Source organism: Paracoccus sp. Arc7-R13 (genome assembly GCF_004010775.1).
GTDB classification, from domain to species: Bacteria; Pseudomonadota; Alphaproteobacteria; order Rhodobacterales; family Rhodobacteraceae; genus Paracoccus; species Paracoccus marcusii.
Genome location: NZ_CP034810.1, coordinates 1,099,157 through 1,116,720, shown reverse-complemented (window position 1 = coordinate 1,116,720; position 17,564 = coordinate 1,099,157). Strand labels below are relative to the sequence as shown.

General features: G+C 64.4%; 29 protein-coding genes. 2 read left to right on the top strand and 27 right to left on the bottom strand.

Annotated features, from left to right (window positions below):
- Nucleotides 1-64: 64 nt before the first annotated feature.
- The 6 genes from EOJ32_RS05605 to rplO all read right to left on the bottom strand — a co-directional run bounded on the left by EOJ32_RS05605 (nucleotide 65) and on the right by rplO (nucleotide 4,728).
- On the bottom strand, nucleotides 65-1,081 hold the full coding sequence (locus EOJ32_RS05605) for a DNA-directed RNA polymerase subunit alpha (RefSeq protein WP_042247914.1): 1,017 nt from the start codon (nucleotides 1,079-1,081) through the stop codon (nucleotides 65-67).
- Nucleotides 1,082-1,195: 114 nt separating this feature from the next.
- Entirely contained in the window at nucleotides 1,196-1,585 is a 390-nt protein-coding gene (rpsK, locus tag EOJ32_RS05600; RefSeq protein ID WP_042247912.1) for a 30S ribosomal protein S11, read from the bottom strand.
- A 12-nt stretch (nucleotides 1,586-1,597) separates the two neighbouring features.
- On the bottom strand, nucleotides 1,598-1,966 hold the full coding sequence (gene rpsM / locus EOJ32_RS05595; RefSeq protein WP_045982147.1) for a 30S ribosomal protein S13: 369 nt from the start codon (nucleotides 1,964-1,966) through the stop codon (nucleotides 1,598-1,600).
- Between the two features lie 155 nt (nucleotides 1,967-2,121).
- On the bottom strand, nucleotides 2,122-2,697 hold the full coding sequence (locus EOJ32_RS05590; RefSeq protein ID WP_371706120.1) for an adenylate kinase: 576 nt from the start codon (nucleotides 2,695-2,697) through the stop codon (nucleotides 2,122-2,124).
- 70 nt (nucleotides 2,698-2,767) lie between these two features.
- The gene (gene secY / locus EOJ32_RS05585) at nucleotides 2,768-4,138 is read right to left on the bottom strand and encodes a preprotein translocase subunit SecY (protein ID WP_127897947.1); all 1,371 of its coding nucleotides are present in this window, start codon (nucleotides 4,136-4,138) and stop codon (nucleotides 2,768-2,770) included.
- A gap of 110 nt (nucleotides 4,139-4,248) precedes the next feature.
- Nucleotides 4,249-4,728 carry a 50S ribosomal protein L15 gene (gene rplO, locus EOJ32_RS05580; protein WP_045982150.1) on the bottom strand — a complete coding sequence of 160 codons (480 nt, stop codon included), beginning with the start codon at nucleotides 4,726-4,728 and terminating at the stop codon, nucleotides 4,249-4,251.
- A 233-nt stretch (nucleotides 4,729-4,961) separates the two neighbouring features.
- Between rplO and EOJ32_RS05575 the strand changes: the two genes are divergently transcribed.
- The gene (locus EOJ32_RS05575) at nucleotides 4,962-5,588 is read left to right on the top strand and encodes a hypothetical protein (RefSeq protein WP_127897946.1); all 627 of its coding nucleotides are present in this window, start codon (nucleotides 4,962-4,964) and stop codon (nucleotides 5,586-5,588) included.
- A gap of 58 nt (nucleotides 5,589-5,646) precedes the next feature.
- On the opposite strand, the gene rpmD is transcribed toward EOJ32_RS05575, so the two are convergent.
- From rpmD to tuf, 21 genes are all read right to left on the bottom strand, one after another.
- Nucleotides 5,647-5,832, bottom strand: a complete 186-nt coding sequence (gene rpmD / locus EOJ32_RS05570; protein WP_046000102.1) for a 50S ribosomal protein L30 — start codon at nucleotides 5,830-5,832, stop codon at nucleotides 5,647-5,649.
- A 12-nt stretch (nucleotides 5,833-5,844) separates the two neighbouring features.
- Nucleotides 5,845-6,414 carry a 30S ribosomal protein S5 gene (gene rpsE, locus EOJ32_RS05565; RefSeq protein WP_042247897.1) on the bottom strand — a complete coding sequence of 190 codons (570 nt, stop codon included), beginning with the start codon at nucleotides 6,412-6,414 and terminating at the stop codon, nucleotides 5,845-5,847.
- 113 nt (nucleotides 6,415-6,527) lie between these two features.
- Entirely contained in the window at nucleotides 6,528-6,887 is a 360-nt protein-coding gene (rplR, locus tag EOJ32_RS05560; protein ID WP_045982153.1) for a 50S ribosomal protein L18, read from the bottom strand.
- A 12-nt stretch (nucleotides 6,888-6,899) separates the two neighbouring features.
- Nucleotides 6,900-7,433: a 50S ribosomal protein L6 gene (rplF, locus tag EOJ32_RS05555; protein ID WP_045982154.1), complete on the bottom strand. Its 534-nt coding sequence runs from the start codon at nucleotides 7,431-7,433 to the stop codon at nucleotides 6,900-6,902.
- Between the two features lie 10 nt (nucleotides 7,434-7,443).
- Nucleotides 7,444-7,836: a 30S ribosomal protein S8 gene (gene rpsH, locus EOJ32_RS05550; protein ID WP_045982167.1), complete on the bottom strand. Its 393-nt coding sequence runs from the start codon at nucleotides 7,834-7,836 to the stop codon at nucleotides 7,444-7,446.
- 16 nt (nucleotides 7,837-7,852) lie between these two features.
- Entirely contained in the window at nucleotides 7,853-8,158 is a 306-nt protein-coding gene (gene rpsN / locus EOJ32_RS05545) for a 30S ribosomal protein S14 (protein WP_042247889.1), read from the bottom strand.
- A 19-nt stretch (nucleotides 8,159-8,177) separates the two neighbouring features.
- Nucleotides 8,178-8,738 (bottom strand): 50S ribosomal protein L5, encoded by a 561-nt coding sequence (gene rplE, locus EOJ32_RS05540; protein WP_045982155.1) that lies wholly within the window; start codon nucleotides 8,736-8,738, stop codon nucleotides 8,178-8,180.
- Entirely contained in the window at nucleotides 8,738-9,043 is a 306-nt protein-coding gene (gene rplX, locus EOJ32_RS05535; RefSeq protein ID WP_045982156.1) for a 50S ribosomal protein L24, read from the bottom strand. Before rplX ends, rplE begins: the two co-directional genes overlap by 1 nt.
- On the bottom strand, nucleotides 9,043-9,411 hold the full coding sequence (gene rplN, locus EOJ32_RS05530; RefSeq protein WP_022708219.1) for a 50S ribosomal protein L14: 369 nt from the start codon (nucleotides 9,409-9,411) through the stop codon (nucleotides 9,043-9,045). The genes rplX and rplN overlap by 1 nt, the downstream gene beginning before the upstream one ends.
- Nucleotides 9,412-9,488: 77 nt before the next feature.
- Nucleotides 9,489-9,734, bottom strand: coding sequence for a 30S ribosomal protein S17 (gene rpsQ / locus EOJ32_RS05525; RefSeq protein ID WP_045982157.1), 246 nt, complete (start codon nucleotides 9,732-9,734; stop codon nucleotides 9,489-9,491).
- A gap of 12 nt (nucleotides 9,735-9,746) precedes the next feature.
- On the bottom strand, nucleotides 9,747-9,953 hold the full coding sequence (rpmC, locus tag EOJ32_RS05520) for a 50S ribosomal protein L29 (protein ID WP_045982158.1): 207 nt from the start codon (nucleotides 9,951-9,953) through the stop codon (nucleotides 9,747-9,749).
- 192 nt (nucleotides 9,954-10,145) lie between these two features.
- Nucleotides 10,146-10,559: a 50S ribosomal protein L16 gene (rplP, locus tag EOJ32_RS05515; RefSeq protein WP_127897945.1), complete on the bottom strand. Its 414-nt coding sequence runs from the start codon at nucleotides 10,557-10,559 to the stop codon at nucleotides 10,146-10,148.
- 13 nt (nucleotides 10,560-10,572) lie between these two features.
- Entirely contained in the window at nucleotides 10,573-11,283 is a 711-nt protein-coding gene (gene rpsC, locus EOJ32_RS05510) for a 30S ribosomal protein S3 (RefSeq protein WP_045982160.1), read from the bottom strand.
- On the bottom strand, nucleotides 11,283-11,663 hold the full coding sequence (gene rplV / locus EOJ32_RS05505; protein ID WP_042247864.1) for a 50S ribosomal protein L22: 381 nt from the start codon (nucleotides 11,661-11,663) through the stop codon (nucleotides 11,283-11,285). Before rplV ends, rpsC begins: the two co-directional genes overlap by 1 nt.
- 5 nt (nucleotides 11,664-11,668) lie before the next feature.
- Complete coding sequence (gene rpsS / locus EOJ32_RS05500) at nucleotides 11,669-11,947, bottom strand: 30S ribosomal protein S19 (protein ID WP_045982161.1); 279 nt, start codon at nucleotides 11,945-11,947, stop codon at nucleotides 11,669-11,671.
- A 3-nt stretch (nucleotides 11,948-11,950) separates the two neighbouring features.
- Nucleotides 11,951-12,790, bottom strand: coding sequence for a 50S ribosomal protein L2 (rplB, locus tag EOJ32_RS05495; protein ID WP_045982162.1), 840 nt, complete (start codon nucleotides 12,788-12,790; stop codon nucleotides 11,951-11,953).
- A gap of 93 nt (nucleotides 12,791-12,883) precedes the next feature.
- Complete coding sequence (locus tag EOJ32_RS05490; protein WP_046000098.1) at nucleotides 12,884-13,180, bottom strand: 50S ribosomal protein L23; 297 nt, start codon at nucleotides 13,178-13,180, stop codon at nucleotides 12,884-12,886.
- Nucleotides 13,177-13,797 (bottom strand): 50S ribosomal protein L4, encoded by a 621-nt coding sequence (gene rplD / locus EOJ32_RS05485; RefSeq protein WP_045982164.1) that lies wholly within the window; start codon nucleotides 13,795-13,797, stop codon nucleotides 13,177-13,179. Before rplD ends, EOJ32_RS05490 begins: the two co-directional genes overlap by 4 nt.
- Complete coding sequence (rplC, locus tag EOJ32_RS05480; protein WP_045982165.1) at nucleotides 13,797-14,687, bottom strand: 50S ribosomal protein L3; 891 nt, start codon at nucleotides 14,685-14,687, stop codon at nucleotides 13,797-13,799. Before rplC ends, rplD begins: the two co-directional genes overlap by 1 nt.
- An 11-nt stretch (nucleotides 14,688-14,698) precedes the next feature.
- The gene (gene rpsJ, locus EOJ32_RS05475) at nucleotides 14,699-15,007 is read right to left on the bottom strand and encodes a 30S ribosomal protein S10 (protein ID WP_042247848.1); all 309 of its coding nucleotides are present in this window, start codon (nucleotides 15,005-15,007) and stop codon (nucleotides 14,699-14,701) included.
- A 261-nt stretch (nucleotides 15,008-15,268) separates the two neighbouring features.
- Complete coding sequence (gene tuf, locus EOJ32_RS05470) at nucleotides 15,269-16,444, bottom strand: elongation factor Tu (RefSeq protein WP_045983513.1); 1,176 nt, start codon at nucleotides 16,442-16,444, stop codon at nucleotides 15,269-15,271.
- Between the two features lie 231 nt (nucleotides 16,445-16,675).
- Here tuf and EOJ32_RS05465 point away from each other — a divergent pair, with 231 nt between their 5' ends.
- Entirely contained in the window at nucleotides 16,676-17,494 is an 819-nt protein-coding gene (locus tag EOJ32_RS05465; protein ID WP_127897944.1) for a DUF533 domain-containing protein, read from the top strand.
- Nucleotides 17,495-17,564: the final 70 nt, after the last annotated feature.

The following is a 17,564-nucleotide window of genomic DNA, read 5'->3' as shown; positions in this document are numbered from 1 at the left end:
GTGCGGGCCGCTCTCCTTGGGGCAGATGCCCGATGGTCAGCGGGGGTCGCCCCCCGCCGTGATCTCAGAACTGGTCGTCGAAACGCTTGGCCAGATCCTCGATGTTTTCCGGCGGCCAGTCGACCACGTCCATGCCCAGATGCAGGCCCATGCCCGACAGCACTTCCTTGATCTCGTTCAAGGACTTGCGGCCGAAGTTCGGGGTCCGCAGCATCTCTGCCTCGGTCTTCTGGATCAGATCGCCGATATAGACGATGTTGTCGTTCTTCAGGCAGTTCGCCGAGCGGACCGACAGCTCCAGCTCGTCGACCTTCTTCAGCAGGCGCGGATCAAATTCCAAGCCATCGTCGCTGTCCTGGCGGTTCGCGGCTTCCGGCTCGTCGAAGTTGACGAACACGGACAGCTGGTCCTGAACGATGCGCGCGGCATAGGCCACGGCGTCTTCCGGCGTCAGCGACCCGTCGGTCTCGATCTTCATGGTCAGCTTGTCATAGTCCAGCACCTGCCCCTCACGGGTGGGCTGCACCTCATAGCTGACGCGCTTGACCGGAGAAAAGATCGCGTCGATCGGGATCAGGCCGATGGGAGCATCCTCGGGACGGTTCTTGTCGGCAGCGACATAGCCCTTGCCCGTCTGCACGGTCAGTTCCATGTTCAACTCGGCGCCGTCATCCAGATGGCAGATGACGTGGTCACGGTTCAGAACCGTGATGCCGGCCGTTTCCTGGATGTCGCTGGCCTTAACCTCGCCCGGACCCTTGGCGGACAGCGTCAGGCGCTTGGGGCCTTCGACGTCCATCTTGAGCGTGACGCCTTTCAGGTTCAGCACGATGTCGGTCACGTCCTCGCGGACGCCGGCGACGCTGCTGAACTCGTGCAGAACGTTGTCGATCTGCACGGCCGTGATGGCACCGCCCTGCAGCGAGGACATCAGCACCCGGCGCAGCGCGTTGCCAAGCGTCAGGCCGAAGCCCCGCTCCAGCGGCTCGGCGACCAGGGTGGCCGTGCGGGTCGCGTCGGCGCCCGGCTTGACGACCAGCTGGGTCGGCTTGATCAGTTCGGCCCAATTCTTGTGGATCATGGATTTTCCTCCATACTTGCTTCCTGCCCATGACCGTGGCCGGAAACGCCCGAGGTGAAATGCGAAAGTCCGGCCCATGCGCGGACGCACGGGCCGGTCAATGATGATCCAGGATCAGACGCGACGGCGCTTGGGCGGGCGGCAGCCGTTATGCGCGATCGGCGTCACGTCACGGATGGCCGTGATGTTGAAGCCGGCAGCGGCCAGCGCGCGCAGAGCCGATTCGCGGCCCGAACCGGGGCCCTGGACTTCGACGTCCAGCGTGCGGACGCCGTGTTCCTGCGCCTTGCGGCCGGCATCTTCGGCAGCCATCTGGGCGGCGTACGGGGTCGATTTGCGCGAACCCTTGAAGCCCATCGTGCCGGCCGAGGACCAAGCGATGGCGTTGCCCTGGACGTCCGAGATCAGGATCTTGGTGTTGTTGAAGCTGGAGTTCACATGCGCAACGCCGGTGGCGATGTTCTTGCGTTCCTTGCGCTTCATGCGGGTCTTGTCACGTGCCATGTCGCTTGCCCCTTATTTCTTCTTGCCGGCGATCGGCTTGGCCGGGCCCTTGCGGGTGCGCGCATTGGTATGCGTGCGCTGACCGCGGACCGGAAGGCCGCGACGGTGGCGAAGACCGCGATACGAGCCCAGGTCCATCATGCGCTTGATGTTCATCTGGACTTCGCGGCGCAGGTCGCCCTCGACGGTCAGGTTGGCATCGATGTATTCGCGGATGGCCAAGACTTCTGCGTCCGACAGATCGTTGATGCGGCGCGACGTGTCGATGCCAGTCGCTTCGCAGATCTGAGCGGCGTACAGGTCGCCGATGCCGTGGATATAGGTCAGAGCGATGGGGACGCGTTTCCCCGTCGGAATGTTGACGCCAGCAATACGAGCCACGCGTTTTCCTTTTCAGTTGCGGTTCCGTAACGCCGGAACCTTTTTTCACAACGCAAGGCCCGAAAGCTGTGCCTCCGGGCCAAATCGATGGTCCACCCGCGATCCGGGTGATTCTCTTGCGAGATGACGTGAACTAGCGGCAGATCGCCGCGTCGTCAAGCAGGCAGCTTTGCCGCGATCTGGGCGGCGACCTGCTCCATCGGTGCCATGCCGTCGACGGTTTGCAGGTTGCCCTTGGCGTAGTAGTAGCCCAAGAGCGGCGCGGTCTTCTTGTAGTATTCGCGCAGGCGGTCGGCAAAGACCTCGGGGGTGTCGTCGCGGCGCACCGGCTGGCCGGCGGCACGCGATTCCTCGGCGCGCTTGACGATCCGTCCGACCAGGGCCTCGTCGTCGACCTGCAGTTCGATCACCGCGTCCAGTGCCATGCCGGATTCGGCCAGAAGGCGCCCCAAGGCATCCGCCTGCGCCAGCGTCCGGGGGAAGCCGTCGAAGATGAAGCCCTTGCCGCCCTTCTCAAGCTGCTCGCGGATCAGGCCGATGACGATCTCGTCCGTGACCAATTCGCCCCGGTCCATGACCTCGGCGACGCGACGGCCCATCTCGGTTCCCGACGACCGGGCGGCACGCAGCATGTCCCCGGTGGACAGCTGGACAAGGCCCTTGTCGGCCACAAGGCGGCCGGCTTGGGTTCCCTTGCCGGCACCCGGCGGCCCCAACAGGATGATGTTGATGGTCATGGCGTCTGTCCCCCTCAGGTGGCCATTGATGCGGCCTTGTCGTGTCGTCGGTACGGTCGCGCCCTCAGCGGCGCGACGGCAGGCGGCGCGGCTTGGCGGTGCCCGGCTTGCGCTTGCCGCGCAGCTGGGATTTCTCGATCAGCCCCTCGTACTGGTGCGCCAGCAGGTGGCTCTGAACCTGGTTGATCGTGTCCATCGTCACCGACACCACGATCAGGACCGAGGTTCCGCCCAGATAGACCGGGATCGAGAACTGGTCCCGCAGGATCTCTGGCATCAGGCAGACCAGTGCCAGATAGGCAGAGCCGATCACCAGCAGGCGGTTCACCACGTAATCCAAATAGTCCTGGGTCCGCTTGCCCGGACGCATGCCCGGAATGAAGCCGCCCTGGTTCTTCAGATTCTCGGCCACGTCATCGGTCTTGAACGAGACGTTCTGCGTGTAGAAATACGTGAAGAACACGATCATCGCCGCGAAGAACAGCAGATAGAGCGGCTGGCCGGGCCCGAAATAGGCCAGGATCACCGACATGATCGGACCGGTCTCGTTCCCCGAGAAGGTCGAGATGGTGATCGGCAGCAGCAGCAGTGAGCTGGCGAAGATCGCCGGGATCACGCCCGCGGGGTTGACCTTGACCGGCAGGTGGCTGGTCTGGCCGTCATAGACCTTCATGCCGACCTGGCGCCGGGGATACTGGATGCGGATCTTGCGCAGCGCGCGTTCCATGAACACCACGAAGGCGATGATCGCCACCAGCATCACGATCACGAACAGGATCACCGGGGTCGAGATAGCGCCCGTGCGGCCCTGCTGGAAGAAGGTGGCCAGCGCGGCCGGGATCTCGGCCAGGATGCCCACGAAGATGATCAGCGAGATGCCGTTACCGACGCCGCGTGCGGTGATCTGTTCGCCCAGCCACATCAGGAACATGGTTCCGCCGACCAGGGTGATGACCACCGATGCCTGGAAGAACAGGCCGGGTTCATGCGCCAGGCCGCCGGCCTCCAGGCTGCGTGCCAGGCCGTATGCCTGGAACAACGCCAGCGCCACGGTGCCGTAGCGGGTGTACTGGTTGATCTTCTTGCGGCCGGTCTCGCCTTCCTTCTTCAGCTGCTCCAGCGACGGGACCATCGAGGTCAGCAGCTGCACGATGATCGAGGCCGAGATGTAGGGCATGATGCCGAGGGCAAAGACACCCATCCGGCCAAGCGCGCCGCCGGTGAACATGGACAGCATGCCGCCGATGCCCGTCGAGGCCTGCTCCATGAAGTTGCGCAGCGCCGCGCCGTCGATGCCGGGCACCGGAATATAGGTGCCGATGCGGTACATGATCAGCACGCCGATCGTGAACCAGATCCGCTGGCGAAGTTCCGTGGCCTTGCCGAGCTGCCCCCAGGAGAGGTTCGCGGCCATCTGTTCTGCGGCTGACGCCATGCTGTTTATGTCCCGTGTCATGACAGCGCCGCCGACCCGTTTTCGCGGGGACCGGCGGCGCCTGAAAACCTAGATGCTATCTATGGGGCAGGAAAGCCCCCTTCAACAGCTTATTCGGCCGCCGCGTCGCGCGCTGCCGGCAGGTTGACCTTGCCGCCCGCCTTCTCGACCGCGTCGATCGCGGCTTTCGAGGCACCGGTGACGGTGATGGTCATGCCCGACTTCAGCTCGCCGGTGGCCAGCAGACGGATGCCGTCCAGCTTGCGGCGGACCAGACCCGATGCGACCAGCGCGTCTTCGGTCAGCTCTGCCTTGCCGTCGATCTTGCCCGCATCGATGAAACCCTGGATCTGGCCCAGGTTCACGACGGCGAACGACTTTGCGTTCGGCTTGCTGAAGCCGCGCTTGGGCAGGCGGCGGTACAGCGGCATCTGGCCGCCTTCGTATCCGCCCAGGGCGACGCCCGAACGCGACTTCTGGCCCTTGATACCCCGGCCGGCGGTCTTGCCCTTGCCCGAGCCCGGACCACGCGCAACGCGCTTCTTCGAGCGGTTCGCGCCATCATTGTCGCGGATTTCATGCAGTTTCATGTCGCTTCTCCTTGCCGGACACTCCCTCGAAGCGAAACAGGGGGCCACGGCTTTTCTTGCTTGTTGAATCACTGTGCCATTGAGCACCGGGGCCCTATACGCGCAATGCCCGCATCTTTCAAGCGATCCCGCCACAGGGGCCGCGCCAATCGCGCCCGACACCATCTTGTGTCTTGAGTGGCGCGCCCCCCTGCCCCACGCATGGGCCATCCCCGATACTACCGGAAGTTGCCATGCCCCGCCTTGCCCTGATCCCCGTCCTTGCCCTGCTCTCCGCCCTGCCGGCCGCGCCCGTCGCCGCGCAGGAGGCAGAGCCGACCTTCTGCACCGCCCGTATCAATGACCGCGATGTCGTCATGGGCTATGACAAGGCCGAGGCGCGGCTGTCGGATACCTATTCGCGCCGCGAACAGCTCGCCACCCGCATCGGGCGCCACGACTGCCCCAGCTATGTCGTCCTGCGCAGTCTAACGCCCGAACTGACGGACGAGGAACGCCTGCCCTTCTGCCTCCGCTTCGACAAGGCCAGCGAATCGGTGATGGGCTATGACCTGGGGGCGCGGGATGCCTGGGGCGTCTGCCGCAGCCAGACCCGCGCCGTCTGCCGCCGCGTGAACCAGACGACCGCCGCCGCAGGGGCGCTGTCGGGTGCCGCGGCCCGACGGTCCGTGCAGGGGCTGCAGGCGCTGCCCGATGCGTCCGGGGCGGTGATCCTCAGCGGCGCGGGCACGGCGGTGTCCGGGGCCCTGGCCTCGCTTGGCGGTGCGGCAGCGGCGGTCGCGGCCTCTCCGGTGCTACTGACCGGGGCTGCGGTATCGGTCGTGGCGGTGGGCGGCACGCTCTATGCCTGCCGCGAATAGCGCTGAAACGCAAAACGCCCCGCAATGGCGGGGCGTTCCACTGTCCTGACCGCGGGGATCAGGCCTTTTCTTCGATGATCGCCACCAGATGCGGGATCTTGTTGACCATGCCGCGCACGGAGGGGGTATCCTCCAGCTCGCGGGTGCGGTTCATCTTGTTCAGGCCCAGGCCCTTCAGGGTGGCCAGCTGGTCCTTGGGGCGGCGGATCGGCGATCCGATCTGCTTGACGACGATGGTTGCCATGCGTCTTGCTCCTTACGCTTCGACAGCGGCGTCAGCCGGCTTGTCGTTCGAGGGCAGGATGTCGGCCACTTTCTTGCCGCGACGGGTCGCGACGCTGCGCGGGCTCGACTCTTTCTTCAGACCGTCCAGGGTGGCGCGGATCATGTTGTAGGGGTTCTGCGACCCCTGCGACTTGGCCACGACGTCCTGCACGCCCAGCATCTCGAACACGGCGCGCATCGGGCCGCCTGCGATGATGCCGGTACCGGCGACGGCCGTGCGCATGATGACCTTGCCGGCGCCATGACGACCTTCGATGTCGTGGTGCAGGGTACGGCCGTCACGCAGCGGGACGCGGATCAGGCCGCGCTTGGCCTGCTCGGTCGCCTTGCGGATCGCCTCGGGGACCTCTTTGGCCTTGCCCTTGCCGAAACCGACGCGGCCGCGTTGGTCACCGACGACGACGAGTGCCGCAAAGCCAAAGCGCTTGCCGCCCTTGACCGTCTTGGACACGCGGTTGATGGCAACCAGGCGGTCCTGGAATTCCGGGTTCTCTTCGCGGTCGTTGCGACCGCCCCGGCGGTTGTTGTCACGTTCTGCCATGAGGCATTCCTTGTACGCGGGCGCGCGCGGCGCCGGTTGTGTCGATCCCGGTGAACGGATGTTCCCGGATCATCGGGACGGCGCCGCCACTGGGGCATGCGCCGTCCGCAGGATCAGAACTTCAGACCACCTTCACGGGCGGCGTCGGCCAGAGCCTTGACCTTGCCGTGGAAGATGAAGCCGCCGCGGTCGAACACGACTTCTTCCACGCCGGCGGCTTTCGCACGCTCGGCGATGGTCGAACCGATCTTGGCCGCAGCCTCGACGTTGTTCTTGCCGATCAGGCCCAGGTCCTTCTCCAGCGTGCTGGCCGAAGCCAGGGTCACGCCCTTCAGATCGTCGATCACCTGCACGAAGATGTTCTTCGAGGACCGGTGGATCGACATCCGCGGACGGCCGTTCGACATCGCCCGCAGCTTGTTCCGAACGCGCAGGCGGCGCTTCTGGAACAGCTCTTGCTTTTTCAGTGCCATTTCATGCGCCCCTTACTTCTTCTTGCCTTCCTTGCGGAACACGAACTCGCCCTTGTAGCGGATACCCTTGCCCTTGTAGGGCTCGGGCTTGCGCCACTCGCGGATGTTCGCTGCGACCTGGCCAACAAGCTGCTGGTCAATGCCTTCCACAACGATTTCGGTCTGCTTCGGAGACGACACCGTGACGCCTTCCGGCACCTCGAAGATCACGTCATGCGAGTAGCCCAGAGCCAACTTCAGGTCCTTGCCCTGCATGTTGGCGCGGTAACCCACACCCTGGATCTCCAGCTCCTTCTTGAACCCGGTGGACACGCCCACGGTCAGGTTCTCGATCATCGAGCGGGTCATCCCCCACTGCTGGCGCGCACGCTTGGACGTACCGCGGGGCTTGACCGCGACGGAGCCATCTTCCAGCACCAGATCCACATCATCGGTCGCCGTGAAATGACGGGTGCCCTTCGGCCCCTTCACTTCGATGGTCTGACCCTTGATCTCGGCCGTCACGCCCTTGGGCAGTTCGACCGGCTTCTTACCAATACGAGACATTCTGCCCTCCTTAGAACACGGTGCAGAGGACTTCGCCGCCAACATTGGCATTGCGAGCCGCTGCATCCGACATGACGCCCTTGGGAGTCGAGACGATCGAGACGCCCAGACCCTGACGGACCTGCGGGATTTCCTTGGACCCGGCATAGACCCGGCGACCCGGCTTCGACACGCGCGACAGTTCCCGGATGACCGGGGTTCCGTCGTGGTACTTCAGCCCGATTTCCAGCTCTTTGTGGCCCTCGGTGGTGGTCACTTCCTCGTAGCCGCGGATGTAACCTTCGTTCTTCAGCACGTCCAGAACCCAGGCACGCAGCTTGGAGGCGGGGGTGCGGACGGTCGATTTGCCGCGCATCTGCGCATTGCGGATGCGGGTCAGCATATCGCCGAGAGGATCGTTCATCATGGTATGTGCCCCCTTACCAGCTGGACTTGACCAGGCCGGGGATCTGACCGTGCGAGCCGAGCTCGCGCAGCATGATCCGCGACAGTTTCAGTTTGCGGTAATACGCATGCGGACGACCGGTCAGTTGGCACCGGTTGTGCAGGCGCGTCGCCGACGAGTTGCGCGGCAGTTCGGCCAGCTTCAGCGTGGCCTTGAACCGCTCTTCCATCGGGCGGGACTGGTCCTTGATGACCTCGTTCAGTTCAGCACGCTTTGCAGCGTATTGCTTGACCAGACGTGCGCGCTTGTTCTCGCGCTCGATCATGGATTTCTTTGCCATATCTTCTTTCCCTCCGCGATCAGCTGGTGAACGGCATGTTGAAATGCTTCAACAGCGACTTCGCTTCCGCGTCGGTCGTCGCGGTGGTGCAGATGATGATGTCCATCCCCAGAACTTCGTCGACCTTGTCGAAGTTGATTTCCGGGAAAACGATGTGCTCTTTCAGGCCCATCGCATAGTTGCCGCGGCCGTCGAACGACGTCGGCTTCACGCCGCGGAAGTCGCGGACGCGGGGCAGCGCGATGTTGATCAGGCGGTCCAGGAATTCGTACATGCGGTCGCCGCGCAGGGTCACCTTGCAGCCAAGCGGCATCTCCTCACGCACGCGGAAGCCGGCGATCGACTTCTTGGCATAGGTGATGATGGCCTTCTGACCGGCGATCAGCGACAGCTCGTCGGCCGCCTGCTTGACCTTCTTGGTGTCCTTGACGGCTTCGCCGACACCCATGTTCAGGACGATCTTGTCCAGACGCGGGATCTGCATGTCGTTCTTGTAGCTGAACTCTTCCTTCAGCGCGGCCTTGATGGTGTCGGTGAACACCGCGCGCAGGCGGGGCGTGTACTTGGCGTCGTCCAGCATCAGATCACGTCTCCCGTGGTCTTGGCAAAGCGGACCTTGCCGCCGTCTTCCATGCGGAAGCCGACGCGGGTTGCCTTGCCGTTCTTGTCCATCAGCGACAGGTTCGACAGGTCGATCGGCATGGCCTTCGACACGCGGCCGCCCTGGCTGTTCTGGGACTGCTTGGTGTGGCGGATGGCGACGTTCACGCCGTCCACGATGGCCTTGTTGTCCTTGGGCATGACAGCGGTGATCTCACCCTGCTTGCCCTTGTCCTTGCCGGCCAGCACGACGACCTTGTCGCCCTTCTTCAGCTTGGCAGCCATCACAGCACCTCCGGTGCAAGCGAGATGATCTTCATGAAGTTCTTCGCACGCAGCTCGCGCACGACCGGCCCGAAGATACGGGTGCCGACCGGTTCGCCCTGGTTGTTCAGGATGACGGCGGCGTTGCGGTCGAAGCGGATCGAGGTTCCGTCTTCGCGATTCACTTCCTTGGCGGTGCGAACGACGACGGCCTTGCGGACGTCACCCTTCTTCACCCGGCCCCGGGGGATGGCTTCCTTCACGGACACGACAATGATGTCGCCCACCGACGCATAGCGACGGTGCGAACCACCCAGGACCTTGATGCACTGAACCCGGCGAGCGCCCGAGTTATCAGCAACATCCAGATTGGTCTGCATCTGGATCATTTGGTTTCTCCCGACCTTTGGGGACCGCCGACTGCGGCCCCAGGGTTTCGATCATTTCTGATCTGTAATGATGGACTTCAGGCGTTGACCGCTTCGTCCGTCAGGACAGTCCAGCGTTTCGTCTTCGAGATCGGGGCGCATTCGACGATGCGAACGGTGTCCCCGATCTTGAACTGGTTCTGCGCGTCATGCGCGCGGTATTTCTTCGACGAGCGCACGATCTTGTGCAGCACGGGATGCTTGAAGCGGCGCTCGACCAGGACGGTGATCGTCTGTTCGTTCTTGTCGCTGGTGACGCGGCCTTGCAGGATACGTTTGGGCATGGGCCGGGCTCCTTAGTTCGAGGCCGCGGCTTCGGCCGCTTTCTGGTTCAGAATCGTCTTCACGCGAGCCACGTCGCGACGGACGGTGCGCATCCGTGCGGTGCTTTCCAGCTGACCGGTCGCCTGCTGAAAGCGCAGGTTGAAGGCCTCTTTCTTCAGCGCAACCAGCTGATCCTTCAGCTGGTCGGGCGTCTTAGACTTCAGTTCGGTGGCGTCCATGACGCGTCTTCCTTTCAACATCACCGGAGAGCCCCTGTCGCCAGGGCCACCCTGATTCCGGTGGAGTTTCGTGATGAAGGCCTGCGCATACAGGCTGAACGCCCGTTTGGCAAGCCCGTTTGCGGGAAAAGGCAGGGGCCCCGCCGATCGCTCGGCGGGGCCCCCTTTCGCGCTGGCCCGGCGGGCCGACGCTTACCAGTCTCCGCGTGCGACGATGCGGGTCAGAACCGGCAGCTTCATCGCGCCGAGGCGCAGGGCCTCGCGGGCGATGGTGTCGTTCACGCCGTCGATCTCGAACATGATCCGGCCGGGATGCACCCGGGCCGCCCAGAAGTCGACGGAACCCTTGCCCTTACCCATCCGGACCTCGGTGGGCTTGGACGACACCGGGACGTCCGGGAAAATCCGGATCCAGACCCGGCCCTGACGCTTCATGTGACGGGTGATCGCGCGGCGGGCCGCCTCGATCTGGCGCGCGGTGACGCGCTCCGGTTCGGTTGCCTTCAGGGCGAACGAGCCAAAGTTCAGGTCGAAACCGCCCTTTGCCTCGCCGTGGATACGGCCCTTGTGCTGTTTGCGGAACTTGGTCCGTTTCGGTTGCAGCATTGTTTTCTACTCCTTACCGGGCGTCGCGGCGCGGACCACGGGGGGCCGGACCTTCCTGGGCCTCGGCAGCGCGGCGATCATGGGCCTGGGGATCATGTTCCATGATCTCGCCCTTGAAGATCCACACCTTCACGCCGATGATCCCGTACGGGGTCGTGGCTTCGCAGAGTGCATAGTCGATGTCGGCCCGCAGGGTGTGCAGGGGCACGCGGCCCTCGCGATACCACTCGGTCCGTGCGATCTCGGCGCCGCCCAGACGGCCGGCGACGTTCACGCGGATGCCCAGGGCGCCCATGCGCATCGCGTTCTGGACCGAACGCTTCATCGCACGGCGGAACGACACGCGACGCTCCAGCTGCTGAGCGATCGACTCGGCGACCAGTTGCGCATCGACGTCGGGCTTGCGCACTTCGACGATGTTCAGGTGCAGTTCGCTGTCGGTGAAGTTCGCCAGCTTCTTGCGCAGGGTCTCGATGTCCGCACCCTTCTTGCCGATGATGACACCGGGACGCGCTGCGTGAATGGTCACGCGGCACTTCTTGTGGGGGCGCTCGATGATGACGCGGCTGATGCCGGCCTGCTTGGCTTCGGTGCGGATGAAGTCCCGGATCTTCAGGTCTTCAAGCAGCAGATTGCCATAGTCCTTGTCGTCGGCGTACCAGCGGCTGTCCCAGGTGCGGTTGACCTGGAGGCGCATGCCGATCGGATTGACCTTCTGACCCATTACGCTTGCTCCTCGACTTGGCGCACCTTGATGGTGATTTCCGAAAACGGCTTCATGATCTTGCCGAAGCGGCCACGTGCCCGCGGACGGCCACGCTTCATCACCAGGTTCTTGCCGACCCAGGCCTCGGCGACGACCAGGTTGTCGACGTCCAGACCGTGGTTGTTCTCGGCGTTCGCGATGGCGGACTGAAGGCACTTCTTCACGTCGCCGGCGATGCGCTTGTGCGAGAAGGTCAGGTCGGCCAGAGCCTTGTCGACCTTCTTGCCGCGGATCAGCTGAGCCACCAGGTTCAGCTTCTGCGGCGAGGTGCGAAGCATCTTCGTCTTGGCGAAGGCCTCGTTCTCCGCCACGCGGCGCGGATTGTTTTCCTTACCCATGACGATTACTTCCTCTTGGCTTTCTTGTCCGCGGCGTGCCCGTAATAGGTGCGCGTGGGCGAATATTCACCGAATTTCTGACCGATCATCTCTTCGCTGACGTTCACGGGGATGTGCTTGTGCCCGTTGTAGACGGCAAAGGTCAGGCCGACGAATTGCGGCAGGATGGTCGAGCGACGCGACCAGATCTTGATGACGTCGGATTTCCCCGACTCACGGGCCTTCTCGGCTTTCTTGAGCACATAGGCGTCAACAAAGGGGCCTTTCCAAACAGAACGTGCCATAGGTCAGCGCCCCTTCTTCTTCGCGTGACGCGAACGCAAGATGTACTTGTCGGTCGCCTTGTTGCTGCGGGTCTTCTTGCCCTTGGTGTCCTTACCCCAGGGCGTGACCGGCGTGCGGCCACCCGAGGTGCGGCCCTCACCACCACCATGCGGGTGGTCGATCGGGTTCATGGCGACACCGCGGACGCTCGGGCGGATGCCCTTGTGGCGGTTGCGGCCGGCCTTGCCGAGGTTCTGGTTCGAATGGTCGGCATTCGACACGGCGCCGATGGTCGCCATGCATTCCTGACGGACCAGGCGCAGCTCGCCCGAGGACAGGCGGATCTGGGCATAGCCGCCGTCACGACCCACGAACTGGGCATAGGTGCCAGCCGAACGCGCGATCTGGCCGCCCTTGCCGGGCTTCAGCTCGACGTTGTGGACGATCGTGCCGATGGGCATGCCGCTGAAGGGCATGGCGTTGCCCGGCTTCACGTCGACTTTGGAACCCGCCACGACCTTGTCGCCGATGGCCAGACGCTGCGGTGCCAGGATATAGGTCTGCTCGCCGTCTTCGTACTTGATCAGCGCGATGAAGGCGGTGCGGTTGGGATCGTACTCAATCCGCTCGACCGTGCCGGCCATGTCGAACTTGGTGCGCTTGAAATCGACGATGCGATACAGGCGTTTCGCGCCGCCGCCTTGGCGCCGCATGGTGATCCGTCCGGTGTTGTTCCGGCCGCCTTTCTTGGTCAGACCCTCGGTGAGGCTCTTGACCGGGCGACCTTTCCAAAGCTCCGAACGGTCGATCAGAACCAGCCCACGCTGGCCAGGCGTCGTCGGTTTGTACGACTTCAATGCCATCTTTCTGTCTTCCGTTGCTTTGGACCAGGGTGGTCCGTTTCAGTCAATTGCGGCGGCCCCGGAATGCCGGGGCCGCCAGATCGCGTCCGGTTATCAGAGACCGGTCGAAACGTCGATGGTGCTGCCGGCTTCCAGCGTCACATAGGCCTTCTTGACGTCGCTGCGACGACCCAGCTGGCCGCGGAAGCGCTTCTGCTTGCCCTTGGTGATGGTGGTGTTGACCGCCTTCACCTTGACACCGAACAGGGCCTCGACGGCCTGCTTGATCTGCGGCTTGTTCGAGTCCTTGGCGACCTGGAACACGACGCCGTTGTTCTCGGACGTCATGGTGGCCTTCTCGGTGATGATCGGCTTGACGATCACGTCGTAATGTTCTGCTTTCGCGCTCATTTCAGACGAGCCTCCAGAGCTTCGACACCGGCGCGCGTGATGACCAGGGTATCACGCTTGAGGATGTCATACACGTTGGCACCCATCGACGGCAGGATGTCCACGCCTTCGATGTTGCGGGCGGCACGGGCGAAGTTCTCGTTCACTTCGGCACCGTCGATCACCAGCACGCGCTTCCAGCCGTTCTCACGGACGGCCTTGGCGACGGCTGCGGTCTTGGCATCGGCGAGGTTCAGATCCTCGATGATCACCAGTTCACCCGCGGTGGCCTTCGCCGACAGCGCGTGACGCAGACCCAGGGCACGGACCTTCTTGGGCAGATCGAAGGCGTGCGACCGCGGGGTCGGACCCTTGTAGACGCCGCCGTGACGGAAGGTCGGCGCCTTGCGGGAGCCGTGGCGTGCGCCGCCGGTGCCCTTCTGGCGATAGATCTTCTTGGTCGAGTAGCTGACGTCCGACTTGCCCAGCACCGAGTGGGTGCCGGCCTGTGCCTTGGCGCGCTGCCAACGCACGACGCGCTGCAGGATGTCGCCGCGCGGCTCCAGCCCGAAGATGTCGTCGGCCAGATCGATCGACCCGGCTGCGCCGGAATCCAGCTTGATCACATCAAGTTTCATCACTTGTCTCCTTCCGGCGCGTCGTCATTGGAGGCCGGCTCTTCCGCGTTGGGATCGGCAGCGTCCTTGTCCGACTTGATCGAGGCTTCGGCCTCGGCCAGGGCGGCGGCTTCCTGCTCGGCGGCCAGACGGGCGGCCTCCTCACGGGCGGCTTCTTCCTCGGCGGCGGCGGCGGCGGCGGCTTCCTCAGCCAGGCGCGCGGCTTCGCGGGCGGCGGACCGCAGGGCGGCCGGATAGATCAGGTTCTCGGGCGTCGCCTTCTTCACGGCGTCCTTGACGGTGACCCAGCCACCCTTCGAGCCCGGAACCGAGCCCTTGACCATGATCAGGCCGCGCTCGGAATCCGTGCGGACGACCTGCAGGTTCTGCGTGGTGACGCGGACGGCACCCAGGTGACCTGCCATCTTCTTGCCCTTGAACACCTTGCCGGGGTCCTGGCACTGGCCGGTCGAACCGTGCGAACGGTGGCTGACGGACACGCCGTGCGACGCGCGCAGACCGCCGAAGTTGTGGCGCTTCATGGCGCCCGCAAAGCCCTTACCGATCGAGATGCCGGCGATGTCCACATACTGACCCGAGAAGTAGTGGTCAGCCGTGATCTCCTCACCGACGTTGATCAGGTTCTCTTCCGCAACGCGGAATTCCACGATCTTGCGCTTGGGCGCGACCGAGGCCTTGGCAAAGTGACCGCGCATCGCTGCGGTCGTGCGCTTTGCTTTCGCCTCGCCGGCGCCCAGCTGGACGGCGGTATAGCCATCGGTCGCGGCGGTGCGCTGCGCGATGACCTGCAGGCCGTCCAGTTGCAGGACGGTGACGGGAACCTGACGGCCGTCCTCGAGGAACAGACGGGTCATGCCCAGTTTCTTGGCGATGATACCAGTACGCAACATGATCTGCCTCCTCAGACTTTGATCTCGACGTCCACGCCGGCGGCGAGGTCGAGCTTCATGAGGGCGTCAACGGTCTGCGGGGTCGGATCGACGATGTCCAGCAGACGCTTGTGCGTGCGGATTTCCCACTGGTCGCGCGACTTCTTGTCGATGTGCGGACCGCGCAGGACGGTGAATTTCTCGATCTTGTTCGGCAGCGGGATCGGGCCGCGGACGGTCGCGCCGGTGCGCTTGGCCGTGTTGACGATTTCCTGGGTGCTGGCGTCCAGCACGCGGTAATCAAAGGCCTTCAGCCGGATCCGGATATTCTGGCTTTGCATAAAGACATCCCTCTTGCGGGGAGTTCCAGTCGAGAGGCTGACGGCGCACCACGCGGCGCCAGCATCGGACCGTACGAAAAAAACGCAGGCCGCCCACGATGAGGCGGCCACGCGCAAAACCGACGATTCTTCGCGAACCGGCAGCGTTGCGGTCCTATGCCGCAAATCGGCCTGCCCGTCAAGCGCCACGGGCCGCATGAAAAAGGCCACCCCGAAGGGTGGCCTTTCCCGCAGCATTCCTTGGCCCGTTCGGGCCCTGGATCACTTGATGATCTTGGAGACGACGCCTGCGCCGACGGTGCGGCCGCCTTCGCGGATGGCGAAGCGCAGCTTCTCTTCCATCGCGATCGGGGCGATCAGTTCGACCTCGAACTTCAGGTTGTCGCCGGGCATCACCATCTCGGTGCCCTCGGGCAGCTTGACGGTGCCGGTGACGTCCGTGGTCCGGAAGTAGAACTGCGGGCGGTAGTTCGCGAAGAACGGCGTGTGGCGGCCGCCCTCTTCCTTGGTCAGGATGTAGGCCTCGGCCTCGAACTGGGTGTGCGGGGTGACCGACTTCGGCTTGACCAGGACCTGGCCGCGCTCGACGCCGTCACGGTCGATGCCGCGCAGCAGGACGCCCACGTTGTCGCCGGCCTCACCGCGGTCCAGCAGCTTGCGGAACATCTCGACGCCCGTGCAGGTGGTCTTCTTGGTGTCGCGGATGCCCACGATCTCCAGTTCGTCGCCCACGTTGACCGCGCCGCGCTCGATGCGGCCGGTGACCACGGTGCCGCGGCCCGAGATCGAGAACACGTCCTCGATCGGCAGCAGGAACGGCTGGTCGATCGCACGCTCGGGGGTCGGGATGTACTCGTCGACGGCGGCGATCAGCGCGCGGATCGAATCCTCGCCGATGGCGTTGTCGCGGCCTTCCATGGCTGCCAGCGCCGAACCCTTGATGATCGGGATGTCGTCGCCCGGATAGTCGTACGAGCTCAGCAGCTCGCGGACTTCCATCTCGACCAGTTCCAGCAGTTCCTCGTCATCCACCTGGTCGACCTTGTTCAGGTAGACGACCATGTAGGGGATGCCCACCTGGCGACCCAGCAGGATGTGCTCGCGCGTCTGCGGCATCGGGCCGTCGGCGGCGTTCACGACCAGGATCGCGCCGTCCATCTGGGCGGCACCGGTGATCATGTTCTTGACGTAGTCGGCGTGGCCCGGGCAGTCGACATGCGCATAGTGGCGCGTCTCGGATTCGTATTCCACGTGCGCGGTCGAGATCGTGATCCCGCGGGCCTTCTCTTCGGGCGCGCCGTCGATCTGGTCATAGGCGCGGAATTCGCCGAAGTACTTCGTGATGGCCGCCGTCAGCGTCGTCTTGCCGTGGTCAACATGGCCGATCGTGCCGATGTTGACGTGCGGTTTGTTCCGTTCAAACTTTGCCTTTGCCATGTGGGCCTCCTGGATCCGCGGGGCATGGCTGAAAGGGCCCCGGATTGACGTGCGCCGCGATGTATAAGGCCCGCGCGGGGAAATCAAGGGCGGGCTTGCGTGCCGTGGCTAATCATGTCGGGGTCGGGGCGCCTGCCCGCCTCTTTGCAGGAACCGCCGGGCGACCCATATCGTTTGGCAGCGCAAGGCGCCGGGCCATCAGGTCCGCGCCCATCCACAAGGGGGATTCGCATGAGCCTGATGAGAAGCCTGACCAAGGTCGCCGCCGGCGTGATGCTGGCCAAGGGGATCGGCACGATGATGAACAACCAGCATGGCGGGCGTCCCGGCCAGCGCAAGGCCAGCGGCGGCCTGCTGGACAACCTGCTGGGCAACAACACCGGCGGTACGTCGGGCGGCAGCCTGAACCAGATGCTGGGCCGCGCCCTTGGCGGCGGCACCGGGACGGGCAGCGGTTCGCTTGGCGGCCTGCTGGACAAGCTGGGCGGCCAGCGCGGCGGCAGCAGCATGGGTGGCGGCAGCCTGGGCGGAATGCTGGGCGGCCTTCTGGGCGGCGCGGCCGCGGGCGGTGCGGCGGGCCACCTGGCCACCAAGGGATCGCAGGAAAAGAACAATGCCACTTTTGGTGCGCTGTTCGACGATGCGCTGGCCCATGACGGCGAGCCGCAGGTCGCGCCCACCCCGGAACAGAATGCCATCGCCGGGCTGATGCTGCGCGCGATGATCCAGGCGGCCAAGTCCGACGGCCATGTCGACGACACCGAACGCCAGCGCCTGCTGGGTCATCTGGGCGATGATCTGGACGATGACGAACGCCAGTTCATCCGCGACCAGATGGCCGCGCCCGTCGATGCAGCGGGCCTTGCCCGCGAGGTCCCCGAGGGCATGGAGCGTCAGGTCTATCTGATGTCACTGCTGGCGATCGACTTCGACAGCGAGGCCGAGGCCCGCTATCTGAATGACCTGGCAACCGCGATGAAGCTGGACCGCGCCACCGTCAACGCCGTCCATGCCGAGGCGGGCGTGATGCCGCTTTACAACGGCGCCTGAGACCGCGCCGACCATCGCCGCCGTCCCATCGGGGCGGCGGCTTTTTCATGGGCGGTTGATCTTTCTTGTC

Bases quoted from the DNA above. Each gene is read 5' to 3' on its own strand.
- EOJ32_RS05605 (WP_042247914.1), bottom strand. From the start codon at position 1,081: ATGATCCACAAGAATTGGGCCGAACTGATCAAGCCGACCCAGCTGGTC.
- rpsK (WP_042247912.1), bottom strand. From the start codon at position 1,585: ATGGCACGTGACAAGACCCGCATGAAGCGCAAGGAACGCAAGAACATC.
- secY (WP_127897947.1), bottom strand. From the start codon at position 4,138: ATGGCGTCAGCCGCAGAACAGATGGCCGCGAACCTCTCCTGGGGGCAG.
- rplO (WP_045982150.1), bottom strand. From the start codon at position 4,728: ATGAAACTGCATGAAATCCGCGACAATGATGGCGCGAACCGCTCGAAG.
- EOJ32_RS05575 (WP_127897946.1), top strand. From the start codon at position 4,962: ATGCCCCGCCTTGCCCTGATCCCCGTCCTTGCCCTGCTCTCCGCCCTG.
- rpmD (WP_046000102.1), bottom strand. From the start codon at position 5,832: ATGGCAACCATCGTCGTCAAGCAGATCGGATCGCCGATCCGCCGCCCC.
- rpsE (WP_042247897.1), bottom strand. From the start codon at position 6,414: ATGGCAGAACGTGACAACAACCGCCGGGGCGGTCGCAACGACCGCGAA.
- rplR (WP_045982153.1), bottom strand. From the start codon at position 6,887: ATGGCACTGAAAAAGCAAGAGCTGTTCCAGAAGCGCCGCCTGCGCGTT.
- rplF (WP_045982154.1), bottom strand. From the start codon at position 7,433: ATGTCTCGTATTGGTAAGAAGCCGGTCGAACTGCCCAAGGGCGTGACG.
- rpsH (WP_045982167.1), bottom strand. From the start codon at position 7,836: ATGAACGATCCTCTCGGCGATATGCTGACCCGCATCCGCAATGCGCAG.
- rpsN (WP_042247889.1), bottom strand. From the start codon at position 8,158: ATGGCAAAGAAATCCATGATCGAGCGCGAGAACAAGCGCGCACGTCTG.
- rplE (WP_045982155.1), bottom strand. From the start codon at position 8,738: ATGCTGGACGACGCCAAGTACACGCCCCGCCTGCGCGCGGTGTTCACC.
- rplX (WP_045982156.1), bottom strand. From the start codon at position 9,043: ATGGCTGCCAAGCTGAAGAAGGGCGACAAGGTCGTCGTGCTGGCCGGC.
- rplN (WP_022708219.1), bottom strand. From the start codon at position 9,411: ATGATCCAGATGCAGACCAATCTGGATGTTGCTGATAACTCGGGCGCT.
- rpsQ (WP_045982157.1), bottom strand. From the start codon at position 9,734: ATGCCCAAACGTATCCTGCAAGGCCGCGTCACCAGCGACAAGAACGAA.
- rpmC (WP_045982158.1), bottom strand. From the start codon at position 9,953: ATGGACGCCACCGAACTGAAGTCTAAGACGCCCGACCAGCTGAAGGAT.
- rplP (WP_127897945.1), bottom strand. From the start codon at position 10,559: ATGCTGCAACCGAAACGGACCAAGTTCCGCAAACAGCACAAGGGCCGT.
- rpsC (WP_045982160.1), bottom strand. From the start codon at position 11,283: ATGGGTCAGAAGGTCAATCCGATCGGCATGCGCCTCCAGGTCAACCGC.
- rplV (WP_042247864.1), bottom strand. From the start codon at position 11,663: ATGGGTAAGGAAAACAATCCGCGCCGCGTGGCGGAGAACGAGGCCTTC.
- rpsS (WP_045982161.1), bottom strand. From the start codon at position 11,947: ATGGCACGTTCTGTTTGGAAAGGCCCCTTTGTTGACGCCTATGTGCTC.
- rplB (WP_045982162.1), bottom strand. From the start codon at position 12,790: ATGGCATTGAAGTCGTACAAACCGACGACGCCTGGCCAGCGTGGGCTG.
- EOJ32_RS05490 (WP_046000098.1), bottom strand. From the start codon at position 13,180: ATGAGCGCGAAAGCAGAACATTACGACGTGATCGTCAAGCCGATCATC.
- rplD (WP_045982164.1), bottom strand. From the start codon at position 13,797: ATGAAACTTGATGTGATCAAGCTGGATTCCGGCGCAGCCGGGTCGATC.
- rplC (WP_045982165.1), bottom strand. From the start codon at position 14,687: ATGTTGCGTACTGGTATCATCGCCAAGAAACTGGGCATGACCCGTCTG.
- rpsJ (WP_042247848.1), bottom strand. From the start codon at position 15,007: ATGCAAAGCCAGAATATCCGGATCCGGCTGAAGGCCTTTGATTACCGC.
- tuf (WP_045983513.1), bottom strand. From the start codon at position 16,444: ATGGCAAAGGCAAAGTTTGAACGGAACAAACCGCACGTCAACATCGGC.
- EOJ32_RS05465 (WP_127897944.1), top strand. From the start codon at position 16,676: ATGAGCCTGATGAGAAGCCTGACCAAGGTCGCCGCCGGCGTGATGCTG.